The organism is Adhaeribacter aerolatus (assembly GCF_007991635.1).
GTDB lineage: Bacteria > Bacteroidota > Bacteroidia > Cytophagales > Hymenobacteraceae > Adhaeribacter > Adhaeribacter aerolatus.
In genome coordinates this window covers 39736-53408 of sequence record NZ_BJYS01000021.1, presented here as the reverse complement: position 1 = coordinate 53408, position 13673 = coordinate 39736, and the positions used below count along the sequence as shown (strand labels likewise).

The window sequence follows — 13673 nt, the reverse complement described above, 5'->3', positions numbered from 1 at the left end:
GGCAACTCAGTTATAGCCGCCTGCTTTTAACCAGGCAACGCTTTTCAGGCCATTAATTTAAATAATAATCAGGAAAACTGGCCATTATGAGAATTAAAAACAGGGATATAGAATTAAATATTTGCCGGACCTAATTTCAACCTCGCCCTGATTTTAATTTTTATTACTGACTGCTACATTTTCGAAACGTGCTGGTTGCTAACCAGCAACAGGCAAAAGTTAAACCTGTTTTATAATTTTTAGTAGAAGAGATAAATCTGGAAAATAATAATATTTATGAACCCACATTATTCGGACGAAAGCTTAAACTCTTATTTTATAAAACAAATAAAGGATTACGCCATTTTTGCTACGGATACAAACGGCATTATTTCTACCTGGAACAAAGGCTGTGAACGCATTAAAGGGTATACTCCAGAAGAGACAATAGGCCAATATTACGGTATGTTGCACCCTGACGAATACCAGCAAGCCGGCAAACCCCAAGAAGAATTAGATAAAGCTTTAGAAAATGGTGTTTACGATGTAGAAGACTGGCGCAAGCGCAAAGATGGTTCCTTGTTCTGGGCCAGTGTAACGCTTACGCCTATCTATTCGGCCGAAGGGGAGCATGTAGGTTATACTAAAATTACCGGCGATATAACCAAGCAAAAAGAATTGCAGGACAAACTGGCCGAACGCCAGCAAGGTGCATTGGAACATAAAAACGACCAGCTGCATAAAATAAACCTGGATCTGGATAACTTTATATATACGGCATCCCACGACCTGCGGTCGCCGATTACCAACATAGAAGCCCTGGTGCAGGTATTACAAGAGGAGTTAACGCAGGCAGGCAATTTAAACCAAGACACAGAAGAGATTGTGCAGCGCATTACAGCCTCTATTAACCGCCTGAAGCGCACCATTGATGACCTCACCGAAATTAACCGCCTGCACAAAGATTTCAGTGAAAATCCGTCCGCCGAAATAATTAATATAAAGGAAGTTTACGAAGATATTATTGCGGATTTAGGTTTTGTTCCGAAACAAGAGCATTATTTTGTTAAAACCGACTTTCAGGTTCATCAGCTTAAGTTTTCTCGGAAAAATTTCCGGAGCATCTTATACAACCTGATTAGTAATGCCATTAAATACCAATCGCCGGAACGGGATTGTATCATCAATATTAATACCCGGCTGGAAGAACCTTTTGTACTATTAAGTGTAGAAGATAATGGCCTGGGCATGAATGCCCGGCAGCAAGAACAGCTTTATACCATGTTTAAGCGTTTTCACGATCATGTAGAGGGCACCGGCGTAGGACTTTTTATGGTAAAACGTATTTTGGATAATGCCGGGGGTAAAATAGAAGTAAAAAGCGAAGAAGATAAAGGCACCGAATTTAAGGTATATTTTAAAGCAGAAATGTAAATTTGATTTTTAAACATTGCCGCAAATTCCCGACCGACCTAAACGTAAAATAAACAGTGGAAGAACCGAGTACAAAAAAGAATAAACCAGAAAAGCCAATGCTGATGAACACGGTATTATTGGTAGATGATGATGATAACTGGTGTTTTCTGTCGAAAAAAATTTTAAAAAAAGCTGGTATCGGAGAAGAGATTTTAACAGCGCATAACGGCCGGGAAGCCTTAAAGAAGCTGCAAGACCTGACAGCCAACGGAGAAAAACTACCGGATCTTATTTTTTTAGACATTAAGATGCCGGTAATGGATGGTTTTGAATTTTTGGAAGCACTCACCAAAACTCCCGAGCTTAACCTGGACCAAACCCGGATTTACATGTGTACCAGTTCTTTTCATCCCAAAGACCGGGAAAGGGCAGAACTTTATCCTATTGCCGGTTTTCTTACCAAACCTTTAACCCCCGAGGTATTAAAGGAGCTTTAACGCTAACACGAACTTATTAATAGAAGGCTGGCTTGCTGCCAAGGTTGCCAAACAACGGGTAAAAACCAGCCCCATCTCACCATAACCGAAAACCGGGAATGCTCAAGATGGGGCCAGACAGAAAGGAATAAAAACCGAAATTACCGGAGATAAAAATCGGCCTTATTATTCATCCAGCCACTTATCCATTTCGGGATTAAGCAATATTTTGTTTTCCGGGGTATCCATATTTTCTTTCGTTATCATGGTTACGCCGGTATCAATACGCTTTTCGAAAGGCTTTTTCTGGATTATGGCTACAGCAGTTTTAACGCCCTCGTAGCCCATCCGGAAAGGATCTTGCACGGCTAGTCCGTGGATATGCCCATCCTGGATAGCCTTTAACAACGTTTCATTTGAATCGAAGCCAATTAATTTTACTTTGCCGGCTTTGCCCGAGGTTTGCAGGGCGCGGTACATGCCTTGGGTAGATGATTCGTTGGCGCAGAAAATACCATCTACCTGCCCAAACCGGTTTAAGAGGTTTTGTGAAGCCTGGTACGCTTTTTCCATGGTAGCGCCGGCGTATTGGTTCGACGAAATAATTTCGATTTGCGGTGCGTATTCTTTTAAGCCATCTAAAAAGCCATTTTCGCGGGCGGTAGTACTGGCCGAACCTTCGGCATAGCGCAGCAATATAACTTTACCTTTGCCATTCAGTACTTCGGCCATGCGTTTAGCTGCCAGTTTACCGCCGGCGTAATTATCGGTAGCCACAAAGCTATCGTATTCCTTTGCGCCTAAATCCGAGTCGAAAATAACTACCGGTATGTTCCGGTTACGGGCCGCTTTTACAGGCGGCACCAGGCTACGCTCATCCAGTGGCGCCAGCACAATGCCATCTACCTGGCGGCTTACAAAATTCTGTACTACCTGAATCTGTAGTTGCCGGTCGTCTTCTTTCTGCGGACCTTGCCAAATTATTTCTACCCCTAGTTCTTTGGCCGCTTTGGCTGCTCCTGCGTGCACATATTTCCAAAAAATGTGGGTAGTTCCTTTGGGTATAACCGCAATGCGCAATTTTTCGCCAGAACCCTCGCCCCCTTCCGTATTCCCTGATTCGGAACGATTACAGGCGGTGGTAAAAACAGTTCCGGCCATTAGCAGCAGAACCATTAAATAAGTAAAGCGGGCTTGCAGGTATTTAATCATTAGTTGGAGGGTTTGTAGTGAACAGTATCTTTCAGTTTGTAAAATAGGAAAACATATACTTCTTACAATTTTTAATTTAAAAATTTATTTCTGAATGTTCATCTGCGCGCGCTATTTCCCCACCGGCAGTTACCTGATTTGCAGCCGCTATATGCTTTAAAATATCACCAGATGTCGCGAGGCTCAGCCTCATGTCTTTTTATTCTCCAGCCTCTGCTGATATATTATTTATTCCTTCACTGCCAGTCAACATTAGCTGCCATAAGAAAACCATTAACCTTCCCCTGCAAACTATTAAGGAGTTAAATGCTCTTAAATTAACTGTAAAGGCAAAAAAGATGCGGGATAAAGATTAATTTGTTTATTTAGCAGTTGTGGTAAATAAAAAATGGGAACAGAAGGAAAACACATTTTTACAATAGCAGAAATGAGCAAAAGCGCAATTTTTCCGCCGGAACAAGTTTTTAAATGTAAAGATTTTGATTTCCTACTAACGATTGGAGGTCATTTGGTAGAAGGACATGCCGAATATAGCATACTTATGGATGTTCTGAAGGAGCTAGGCGAACGAGAATTTACAATTAAGGAAAACCTTGAGCCTGCAACCGAACGAACTGTACCATTTAAAGCAACTTTTTCGGTAGAAAGCAACTTGGATGAATTTAACGAAAAAATAAAAGAGCATGACCCTTATTTTGGCATGATGCCTTATCACTTTTTTGTCTTTGGTAAACTCAATACCTGGGGAATTTACATTGCCGAATTTCCAACCGTCAATATAATTGGTTGTAAACCTCACTTAGTTGATAAATTCCGAGGTGTTTTTAAAATAAAAGGCAATGGGTATGATGAATTAGAAGCGTTTTTAGACCAAGAATTTACATCAGCAAAAGGACCTGAAATGAAGGAAAATTTTTTATTCAATTATAGATTGATAAAAACTCACCACAACAACTAAAGCACCTTAAAACGTACCTCATCAAAACCTTACAAATAAATAAAACCACCCTACAGAAATTGGAAATATTAGATTTAAACCACGTAGCCTTGCATGTGCAGGATGTAGAAGAAAGCTGCCGTTTTTACGGTGAAATATTAGACCTACCCCGCATGGCCCGCCCGGCTTTTACTTTTCCGGGAGCCTGGTTCCAGATAGGCCCGGTACAGCAACTGCACTTAATTGGCGAGCGAACCGCCCCGGTGATAGTCGAACCGCGCGGCAACCACTTTGCGGTGCGGGTTAAATCTATCCGGGCCGCCGAAGCCGACCTGCAAGACAAGCAGGTAAATTTTTCCGGACCTAAACAGCGCCCCGATGGGATGTGGCAAATATTTTTAAGAGATCCGGATGGGCACGTGGTAGAACTAACCGAATTACCCGATTAGGCCCAAGTGCCTTTTAATATTTTGCCTGACAATATCCGAATTTCCGGAGGCGCATTCTTCCTGAAAATTTAATAACTTTAAATTTTAAGCCTATTCTTTTGCCTTGTTTTATATATCTTTACTTAGTTCTTTTTTCGTTAAAGACATATATTTCATTTGATTAGCAGATTATGAATTTACTTCGGCCGCTGGCGTTTATACTTCTTTTTACTTTTTTATTAAACCCGGTTTTTGCCCTCGATAAAGGTTTAAAAGCTTTAAGCCAAAAAAATTACGATAAAGCCTATGCCTATTTTTCGGACCGGCTGGCTGATAACCCCAACGACGTAGTAGCCTCTTATGGCCTGAGCAAAATATTGGCCCAGAAAAACTTTGCGCAATATGATATTGAACGGGCCTACGTGCACGTGGTAAATGCCCGCGAGCTATATAAAACGCTGGGCGAGAAAGACCGGAAAAAATTGCGTAAAACCGAAGTGCAGGAAGATAGAATTCTGGCTTTGCAGCAGCACATCGATTCGGTGGCTTTTCAGAATGCCGTTCTGGCCAACGACCCGGTAGCGCTGGAGCAATTTATTAAAACCCACGTTACCTCGCCCCAACTGGAAAGCGCCGAAATCCTGAAAAGCCAGTTGGAATACCTGATTGTGCAGAAAGTAAATACGTACGAGGCTTACGCCAACTACATGAAAAAGTATCCTAAATCTAAAAAGATACCCGAAGCCCGGAAAAAGTACGATTTATTGCTATACAAAACTTTGACCGCCGATGGTACTTTACAATCCTACAAAAACTTTATTTCTAATTTTCAGGAGAGCCCCTACCTGGAAGAGGCCATCGTAAAAATGGAGCACCTGGAGTTTAAATCGCTGTTAACCGAAAACTCCCTGGAAGGCTACGAGAAGTTTGTGAATGAAAATCCCGACAGCAAGTACCGCCGCTGGGCCGAAGACAGTATTTACGCCCGTTTTACTTCGTTTCCGTCGATAAAAGATTACGAAACGTTTATTTCGAAATACCCGAATAACCGCAATGTGCGCAACGCCTGGGATAAACTGTATGTATTATTTAACGACAGCGGTACGCCCGAGTCGTATGAGGCCTTTAAAGCCCGCTACCCCAACTACCGCGAACCTTACCAGTTAGATAATGATATTGAACTATCGCAGTTCGGGGCCAAAATGCTGAATACTAATTTCCTGGGTTTCGAAGAAGACCAGGTAGATGCCTATATTGCCCTGGCTGCCCCAACCGAACAGGCCATAACCGTGCTGAAACTCCGGTTAAAACCCTGGCTGGATGCCCATCAGTACCAGAAATGCATTAATTATCTCACCAAATACCAGTCTTACTTTCACCAGAAATCTTACCGGCTAACGTCTTGGATTGATACCCTGGTAAAAGCCCGCGACAGTTACGAGAAGAATAAAAAAGTAATGGCATTTACGCTTAACTAATTCCGGAACTTAGCTGCCCTTATTCTTTACTTGCCTAAGATTGTCGCTGATTGTATGCCAAAAGAATTTTATTACCTGATTGCTTTGCTGGCCGGTTTAGCCGTAACCATTCAGGCGGGCGCCAATTCCCAGTTGCGGCTGGCCGTAGGAAACCCGGTAGTTACCGCCATGATTTCTTTTCTGGTGGGTACGGTTATTTTGGTAACCTATGTGTTACTCACGTCTACGCACCTTTTACCGTCTTTTAAAACTGTTGCGGATATTAGCTGGTGGAAATGGATTGGCGGTGCCCTGGGCGTTTTCTATATTATTTCGGTGATTGTGGTAGCCCCGCGCATTGGGGCAGCCAGCACCTTTGGTTTTATTGTGGGCGGGCAGTTAATATTTGCGGTTATTTTCGACCATTTCGGCATAATCGGCTTTCCGCACCACCCGATTACCTGGTTACGCATACTGGGTGTGTTGTTATTGTTGGCCGGTGTTTACCTCATCCAGAAATTTTAATCCGGCGATAAACGCCAATATAGCTTTTGCTGCCAGGTTGTTGTAAACCAATGTTAGGCAATATTTGCCTTGGTAACGTTTATCAGGCTATGTTGTTCAAGCTTGTCATTCTGGGAATCCGAAGATTCAGGAGAAACCTATTTGGCTACCTGCCGCATAGTTTCTTCCTGATTGATAAGTGTAAGCTCAACAGACAAAATCTTGCATCTGATAGTTGCTGTAGAATAATTAGTAAAAACCAAATTGGCGGTGAAAACACCGCCAATAGAAGAATTGAAACAAATTCTACCTCATTTAAGATTTACAACTCTTTAATTTTAATATTTTTAAAGTAAGCTTTGTTGCCATGGTCTTGTAAGGCAATGCCCCCAGTCTTGGCCGAACCATAATCCGGATAATCTTTCCATTTGCCTTCGGCTTTTTCTTTATTCCATTCGTCGGTCCAGGCCTGGAACTCTACTATTTTTTCGCCGTTCAACCAATGCTCCACGTGGCCATTGTTAAAAATAATTTTACTTGAATTCCACTCGCCAACCGGTTTCAGTTTCTTTTTATCGTTAGCTACATGCATGGCATAATCGGCACCGGCCTGCTGCCAGTCTTCCAGCTTTTCCGGGAAACCGATGTCATCAATAATTTGGTACTCCGGGCCGGTTTCGTAAGGCGCCTTATATTTAGAGTCTTCTACTACATGGTACATAACCCCGCTATTGCTGCCTTTGTCAACTTTCCAGTCCCATACCAATTCAAAATTATCGAATTGCTTATCAGTAATAATGTCGCCGCCGCTGGCATCTTTGGCTACACCCAAACAAACCAGTGCCCCATCTTCAATCGTCCAGTTGGTTACGGTACCGGTTTTGTTAAAGCCATGCCAGCCGTTCAGGGTTTTACCATCAAATAATTCAATCCACTCGCCCTGGTTTTCCGCGGCCGCCGTTTCGGTTTGGGCAGCATCGCTATTGGTGGTAGCATCTGTGTTGCTGTTATTGGTATTATTGCAGGCGAACAAGGATGCTGTCAGGAGCACCAGACTAATTTTTTTAATTTCTGATTTCATGTTTTATTTTTTCGATTAAATAAATAAAAAATTTAGAGTTCTGAATAAAATTGAGGTTTCCGACAAGGCAAAGTAAAAAAGTAGAATATTAAAACAAAAACGATTTTAATAAGGGTTTCTGTTTTCGTGAAGCTGAAAAAGCTTTTTGATGCTTAATTATCCGCAGCTGTAAATTATTCTTCTCTATCAACATTCTATAGGAAGGACAGGTAGCACAAATCTAAACAGTTAGCAGGTAAAGGTTAATGGTTATAAAGAAAACCCCTGCCTGAGCTATTTAATATAACTGAGGCAGGGGTTTTAACTTCGTTGCCGGTAACCGCTTAGTTCTGGTCCGTTTTCAGGGTTAGCAGATAGGTAGATAAGTTGGCTAAATCTTTCTCGTTTAAACCCAGAGCGGTCGGCTCCGGCATAATGCTGGTTGAGAACTGTTTACGCGAGGCAATATCGGAGGCTTTAATGTTATATATCTGGCCACCCATGCCTTTCAGCACTACGGTTTCGCCATCGGCTTGTAAAAAGCCGGAGGCAGTGGTACCGTCTTTCTTCGTAATCAGCCACGATTCGTAGCCAAAAGCCATACCGGCACTTGGGTTTACAATGGCATCGAGCAAGCCGTTCTTTTCGAACTTTTTACCAATTACCGTTAACTCAGGCCCAATGTCGTTGCCATCTTTACCTACCCGGTGACAGGCCGTACATTTGCTTTGGAACACAGCTTTACCTTTAACTACTTCGCCGGGCATTTTCGCAATCTTCGGAATAGACAAAGCCGCATTGCCACCGGGCTTTTTAAAGTAATCGCTGGCCAGAACCCGCACCGTCTGGTCGGGGTTTGTAAATATTACTTTGCTTACCTCAGCTATCATTTCGGGCGATAATTTCTTTTCGGCGGCTAAACCAATCAGCATTTCGCCACCCACTTTATCTTTGGCCATGGCAGTAGCCGCCGTAATTTTATCGGCTGCCGAAGTTTCATTGCTCAGTAACCGGCTTTTCATACCCAGCATACGGCGTTGCATTTCCGGGCTGATTACCACCGGCGGGGCCGGCAGGTTAGCCGGCATGTTAAAGTCACTCCAATCGTTGGCTTTGCGGTAGTTCAACCACCAAATGGCCTGGTCTTTTACGCCTTTTACATCGCTGGCCATTAAATCGGCCATGGCATCTACGGCACCCTGGTCTTTAATAAACCCTAAAGCTACAAATGCTTTCTTGCGCTGATCTTCGGTTAACCCGGCAGCGCCGGCGCGTTGCTTTAAGGCCGGTATAGCGGCTTTGGGATGCAAACGCCAGGTCAGGTCGGCAAAGCGCGGACTCCAGCTAAGCGGCTGGCCGCCCAGTTGTGCCTGCAATACCGGGTAAATTTTCTCTTCTTTACCCATCAGGGCCAGACCCAAAGCCTCCAGGTAATATCTATCCTGGCCATCGTACTGGCTGGCCAACTCAACGGCAATATTTTGGATTTTCTCCAAGGGCATATCGCGCAGGGCCACGGCTACTTCGCGGCGCACGATGGCCGATGGGTCTTTGCTGAGTTGCTGGGCATACGGTAAAATATCGGGTTTAACCTGGCGCAAAGCCCGGAAAGCAGTCATCCGGATATTCGGGTCGCTGTCTTTCAGCATATTTTCTACTTCGGCAACCCCTTTAGGGCCCAGGTTTGCTAGCAACCAGGTAGCGCGGGCGCGGTGGTAAGGGTTGCTATCTGATAAAAGCTTCTTTACATCTTTCACCACTTTATCGCCTTTAGCTTGCAGTAATACAAAACCAGCATTGCGCACGTTTACCGCCGGGTTTAATAAAGCCGCTAGCTGGCCTTTGGTATTTTTAAGGTTTATTTTGGGCGAAGTTAATTTTTTTCCTTTTGGGGCAATGCGGTAGATGCGGCCGGTGCCAGTTGTATCGGTCATGCGGTGACCGCCTACCATGCTGTCGTACCAGTCGGCTACGTAAATAGCGCCATCGGTACCAATCACCACATCGCTGGGGCGGAACCACTTGGTTTTTTCGTTTTCGTCCGCCCGGCTCTTGGCGTCTTCTACTTCACCTTCTTTTAAGGAGGTAATAAAGTTAAGCCGGTTTAACGCATAGCCCGCACCTTTGGCTTCGGGGCGGTAGCCCAGCACCACGTTGCGGCCGGCTTCGCAGGCCAGCAACATGCCCCGGTATTTTTCGCCGAGTAAATCGCTTTCATTAAAGGCTACGCCGGTTGGCGAACCCGCGCCGGTATTATCGCCCAAAGGCAACACGCCCGGATCTTCCTGGTGCCAGTGCGCGGTGATGGTTTCCTGATCGGGCCGACGGTCGGCCTGCCAGCGGCGGGTACCATCGGCGCTCGCGTAACCCATATTGCCGCCTTCCATCAGGTACGACACGCGCACGCCTTTATTTCCGTCGTCGTCGTTGTCGTTCTGCCACATATTACCAAACGAATCCAGGGTCAGTTCGTAAGAATTCCGGAAATTGTGGCCCAATACGGTTAAGCCGGTACCATCGGGGTTGATGCGCAAAGCGATGCCGCCCACCCAAACTTTACCGTCGTCGCTTACCATATTACCTTTGTTCTCTTTATTATAAGGCGAGCCCCCGGTGTAGTTACTACCGGCGCGCAGCGTCCAGCCGGCTTTATCGGTTACCACGTGCGGGCCGGCATTTCCCGCGTTGAAATAATATTTGCCATCGGGTCCGGCAAACATCGCGTGCAAGCTGTGGTCGTGGTCCAAACCACCAAATCCGGTCAGGAAAACTTCTTTTTTGTCGGGTTTATCATCGCCGTTTTCGTCGGTGTACACAATAACCGAAGGTGCGCATGATACAATGGTTTTATTGCCAATCACCGAAATACCCAGCGGCGCTACTAAATCTTTATCCTGCACAAATACTTTAGAAGTTTCGGCTTTGCCATCGCCGTCTTTATCTTCCAGAATTACCACGCGGTCACCCTCGGGGTGCGTTAAACGGCCTTTTGGTTTGTTGTTATAGAGGCGGTAATTGACGGCTTCGGTTATCCAGATGCGGCCCTTGGCGTCCACATCCATGTTGGTGGGGTTAAAAAACTGCGGCGACTCAGCCCACAAAGTAGCCTCCAGATCTTCGGGTAAATACAAATTGGTTTCTGCCGACAGGTATTTATCCTCCAGTTTTAACCTATAATCGTTTTTTAGCGTGAATGCCGTGATGCCCGTAAACACCAACCCGGCCGCTAACCATTTTACATTCATTTGTTTTTATTTAGTTGTGGTGGATTATTCTTTAATGATATCTCTGCTATGGGTAAAGATAAAAAGTTTATTTGTTAATATATCTGTAAATCAACCGTATGTTAGCACCTCATCCCCCAGCCCCTTCTCCTCTGGGAGAAGGGGTGCCCGCCTAACGGTTATTTTATTACAACTCTTCTTACTAAAACAGATAATAGATTATTTGAAAAACAATTTATTTGAAAGGTAATGTAAGTCCCTCGCCTCAAAGGTGGTGTCCACCCGGGAGAGGGATTTAGGGTGAGGTTCTGCCCAGCCGCTGCTTTCCCTACACCAGGGTTATCTTCACCCCCACACCTTCCAGAAATTTAATTACATGGTCCGACGTGCCTTTATCTGTAATCACCTCGTCAATATCCTCGAACCCGCAAATGCGGCCAAAACCCCGTTTACCAAATTTAGTAGAATCGGCCAGCACAATGGTTTTCTGGCACACCTTAATCATTTGCCGGTTTAAATGGGCCTCCATTACATTGGTGGTGGTTAATCCAAACTCCAGGTCAATGCCGTCTACACCCAAAAACAATTTACTGCACGAAAAATCGGCCAGTATACTTTCGGAATAAGGCCCCGTTACCGAAGAAGAATTTTTCCGCAACAAGCCGCCCAGTTGCAATACTTCTATGCCGGGCTGCCTAACCAGTTCCAGCGATACGGGCAAGGCCGAGGTAATAACCGTTAAACTATCCTTGGGCTTAATATTTTTAGCCAGTGCAAGCACCGTGGTACCGGAGGCAATCATGATAGAATCGTTGGGGGTTACAAGTTTAGCCGCCGCCGCCCCAATGCGGGTTTTTTCGCCAGCCTGAATATTTTCTTTTTCATTAACCGATTTATCAATGGTATAAGGATTGTGCTGGGTAGCGCCCCCGTGGGTACGGAAAAGCAGCCCTTTATCTTCCAGCAGTTTCAAGTCCTTTCTTATAGTTACCGACGAAACGCTCAGTTCATCACATAAATCCAGCACATTTACTTGTCCTTCCTGCTGTAATATATTCAGGATATGTTGGTGCCTTTCTGTTAAGTTGATCATAAAGAGCTGTTTAGACCTAAATTTACCTTAAATGAAATAAATATTCTTTATATCTGAAAAGATAATTTTACTGGTCCGGCTAGTAAACCCCGAACTACATAAAATCTCATCTATTTTCCGGCAGAATCGCCAAAATTTAAATAAAACGCAAATTAAACAACTTTCATTTTGTTCTTAAATATTAAACCGTTTATTTTAAAACGAAATAAAAAGAAATAAAATTTGCGGCTAAATAGCTATTAAATGAAAGCAGCAAGAGCAGGTAGAAAAGAATTCAAGCGTGAGGCATCTCTACAGGAAATAAAAAACACCCCGGCTTGGGATATAATTGTAGTTGGCGGCGGCGCCACCGGGTTGGGAGTGGCAGTAGATGCGGCAGCCCGCGGCTTCAAAACGTTGCTGCTGGAACAATCCGATTTTGCGAAGGGCACTTCCAGCCGCAGCACCAAACTGGTACACGGCGGCGTGCGTTACCTGGCGCAAGGCGATGTAAAACTGGTGTACGAAGCGTTGTACGAGCGTGGCCTGCTGCTGCAAAATGCGCCGCACCTGGTAAATATTCAGGCGTTTGTTATTCCGAATTATTCCTGGTGGAACGAAATGCTGTACGGCGTAGGCCTGACGGTGTACGATTTAATGGCCGGTAAATACCGGTTAAACAAAACGGGTTTACTCTCGGGAAAAATGGTAAAAAAACTCTTACCTAATATTAGTACCGAGGGCCTTAAGGGCGGGGTGCGCTATTACGATGGGCAGTTTGACGATGCCCGCCTGGCCATAAATTTGGCCCAAACCTGCGCCGAGCAAGGTGGCGTGGTTTTGAACTATACCAAAGTAACGGGTTTAACGAAAGATAATACTGGCAAAATAACCGGCGTACAGGCCCAGGATCTGGAATCGGGAGAAACCTATTATTTACCAGCCAAAGTGGTGGTAAATGCAACCGGGGTGTTTGTAAACGATATTTTGCAAATGAATGCCCCGGCTACCAAACCGCTGGTCCGGCCCAGCCAGGGCGTACACGTGGTGCTGGATAGCTCTTTTCTGCCCGGCGAAAATGCCCTGATGATACCGAAAACCCCGGATGGGCGGGTATTATTTGTGGTGCCCTGGCACCAGCATTTATTAGTGGGCACCACCGATACGCCCCTGAACCAGAACAGCCTGGAACCCACCGCCCTCGAAACCGAAATAGATTTTATACTGGATACCGCCGGTAAATACCTGGTGCGGAAACCCACCCGCGCCGACGTAAAAAGTGTTTTTGCCGGCCTCCGGCCCCTGGCCGCTCCTACCAAAAACACCGGCAGCACCAAAGAAATATCGCGCAGCCATAAATTAATAGTAGCAGACTCCGGACTCATTACCATTACGGGCGGTAAATGGACGACTTACCGCAAAATGGCCGAAGAAACCGTAGACGAAGCAATTGCGGTGGCCCACCTGCCCGAAGTTGCCTGCCCGACAGCTAACCTCAAAATTCACGGGTATTTTACGGAGAAAGTAAAAAATGATTCTTTAAATATTTACGGCAGCGATAGGGCTTTTATCCGGGAATTAATAAATTACGAACCGGCATTGGGTAAGCCCCTGCACCCGGATTTTCCGCAGGTGCAGGCCGAAGTAGTTTGGGCGGTGCGCCACGAGATGGCCCGGACCGTGGAAGATGTGCTGGCCCGCCGGCTGCGCATATTGTTTTTAGATGCCCGGGCCGCTATGCAAATGGCACCGCAGGTAGCTGCTCTTATGGCCGCCGAATTAGATTATGATCTAGCCTGGCAAGAAAAACAATTGCTGGAATTTACCCAATTGGCCGAAAATTATTTACTTCAACCCCAAATACCCATACAACCGCTATCTACCACTTACTAAATTAAAATACTTAAA

At 45.0% G+C, this 13673-nt stretch carries 11 protein-coding genes; 7 read left to right on the top strand and 4 right to left on the bottom strand.

The window, feature by feature from the left end; all coding sequences use genetic code 11:
- Positions 1–276: 276 nt before the first annotated feature.
- Together AAE02nite_RS14470 and AAE02nite_RS14465 are read left to right on the top strand one after the other, a co-directional pair.
- Entirely contained in the window at positions 277–1413 is a 1137-nt protein-coding gene (locus AAE02nite_RS14470) for a sensor histidine kinase (RefSeq protein WP_146898689.1), read from the top strand.
- 104 nt (positions 1414–1517) lie between these two features.
- Positions 1518–1892 carry a response regulator gene (locus AAE02nite_RS14465; protein WP_246151051.1) on the top strand — a complete coding sequence of 125 codons (375 nt, stop codon included), beginning with the start codon at positions 1518–1520 and terminating at the stop codon, positions 1890–1892.
- A gap of 165 nt (positions 1893–2057) precedes the next feature.
- Here the strand turns inward: AAE02nite_RS14465 and AAE02nite_RS14460 are convergent, their stop codons facing one another.
- Positions 2058–3083 carry an ABC transporter substrate-binding protein gene (locus AAE02nite_RS14460; RefSeq protein WP_218033505.1) on the bottom strand — a complete coding sequence of 342 codons (1026 nt, stop codon included), beginning with the start codon at positions 3081–3083 and terminating at the stop codon, positions 2058–2060.
- 388 nt (positions 3084–3471) lie between these two features.
- Between AAE02nite_RS14460 and AAE02nite_RS14455 the strand changes: the two genes are divergently transcribed.
- The 4 genes from AAE02nite_RS14455 (at position 3472) to AAE02nite_RS14440 (ending at position 6430) form a co-directional block, all read left to right on the top strand.
- Entirely contained in the window at positions 3472–4041 is a 570-nt protein-coding gene (locus tag AAE02nite_RS14455; RefSeq protein WP_146898685.1) for a hypothetical protein, read from the top strand.
- Positions 4042–4100: 59 nt separating this feature from the next.
- Positions 4101–4469 carry a VOC family protein gene (locus AAE02nite_RS14450; protein ID WP_146898682.1) on the top strand — a complete coding sequence of 123 codons (369 nt, stop codon included), beginning with the start codon at positions 4101–4103 and terminating at the stop codon, positions 4467–4469.
- Positions 4470–4639: 170 nt separating this feature from the next.
- Complete coding sequence (locus tag AAE02nite_RS14445) at positions 4640–5926, top strand: outer membrane protein assembly factor BamD (protein ID WP_146898679.1); 1287 nt, start codon at positions 4640–4642, stop codon at positions 5924–5926.
- Between the two features lie 54 nt (positions 5927–5980).
- Entirely contained in the window at positions 5981–6430 is a 450-nt protein-coding gene (locus tag AAE02nite_RS14440; protein WP_146898676.1) for a DMT family transporter, read from the top strand.
- A gap of 301 nt (positions 6431–6731) precedes the next feature.
- Here the strand turns inward: AAE02nite_RS14440 and AAE02nite_RS14435 are convergent, their stop codons facing one another.
- The 3 genes from AAE02nite_RS14435 to AAE02nite_RS14425 all read right to left on the bottom strand — a co-directional run bounded on the left by AAE02nite_RS14435 (position 6732) and on the right by AAE02nite_RS14425 (position 11786).
- Complete coding sequence (locus AAE02nite_RS14435) at positions 6732–7490, bottom strand: 3-keto-disaccharide hydrolase (protein WP_146898674.1); 759 nt, start codon at positions 7488–7490, stop codon at positions 6732–6734.
- Between the two features lie 323 nt (positions 7491–7813).
- Positions 7814–10714, bottom strand: coding sequence for a PVC-type heme-binding CxxCH protein (locus AAE02nite_RS14430; RefSeq protein WP_146898671.1), 2901 nt, complete (start codon positions 10712–10714; stop codon positions 7814–7816).
- Between the two features lie 307 nt (positions 10715–11021).
- Positions 11022–11786 (bottom strand): DeoR/GlpR family DNA-binding transcription regulator, encoded by a 765-nt coding sequence (locus AAE02nite_RS14425; RefSeq protein WP_146898668.1) that lies wholly within the window; start codon positions 11784–11786, stop codon positions 11022–11024.
- 243 nt (positions 11787–12029) lie between these two features.
- On the opposite strand from AAE02nite_RS14425, the gene AAE02nite_RS14420 reads away from it, so the two are divergent.
- Positions 12030–13658, top strand: coding sequence for a glycerol-3-phosphate dehydrogenase/oxidase (locus tag AAE02nite_RS14420; RefSeq protein ID WP_146898665.1), 1629 nt, complete (start codon positions 12030–12032; stop codon positions 13656–13658).
- The last annotated feature ends 15 nt before the right edge of the window (positions 13659–13673 follow it).

Coding starts and splice junctions, on each gene's coding strand:
- AAE02nite_RS14420 (WP_146898665.1), top strand. CDS start 12,030: ATGAAAGCAGCAAGAGCAGGTAGAAAAGAATTCAAGCGTGAGGCATCT.
- AAE02nite_RS14430 (WP_146898671.1), bottom strand. CDS start 10,714: ATGAATGTAAAATGGTTAGCGGCCGGGTTGGTGTTTACGGGCATCACG.
- AAE02nite_RS14455 (WP_146898685.1), top strand. CDS start 3,472: ATGGGAACAGAAGGAAAACACATTTTTACAATAGCAGAAATGAGCAAA.
- AAE02nite_RS14465 (WP_246151051.1), top strand. CDS start 1,518: ATGAACACGGTATTATTGGTAGATGATGATGATAACTGGTGTTTTCTG.
- AAE02nite_RS14425 (WP_146898668.1), bottom strand. CDS start 11,786: ATGATCAACTTAACAGAAAGGCACCAACATATCCTGAATATATTACAG.
- AAE02nite_RS14440 (WP_146898676.1), top strand. CDS start 5,981: ATGCCAAAAGAATTTTATTACCTGATTGCTTTGCTGGCCGGTTTAGCC.
- AAE02nite_RS14470 (WP_146898689.1), top strand. CDS start 277: ATGAACCCACATTATTCGGACGAAAGCTTAAACTCTTATTTTATAAAA.
- AAE02nite_RS14460 (WP_218033505.1), bottom strand. CDS start 3,083: ATGATTAAATACCTGCAAGCCCGCTTTACTTATTTAATGGTTCTGCTG.
- AAE02nite_RS14445 (WP_146898679.1), top strand. CDS start 4,640: ATGAATTTACTTCGGCCGCTGGCGTTTATACTTCTTTTTACTTTTTTA.
- AAE02nite_RS14435 (WP_146898674.1), bottom strand. CDS start 7,490: ATGAAATCAGAAATTAAAAAAATTAGTCTGGTGCTCCTGACAGCATCC.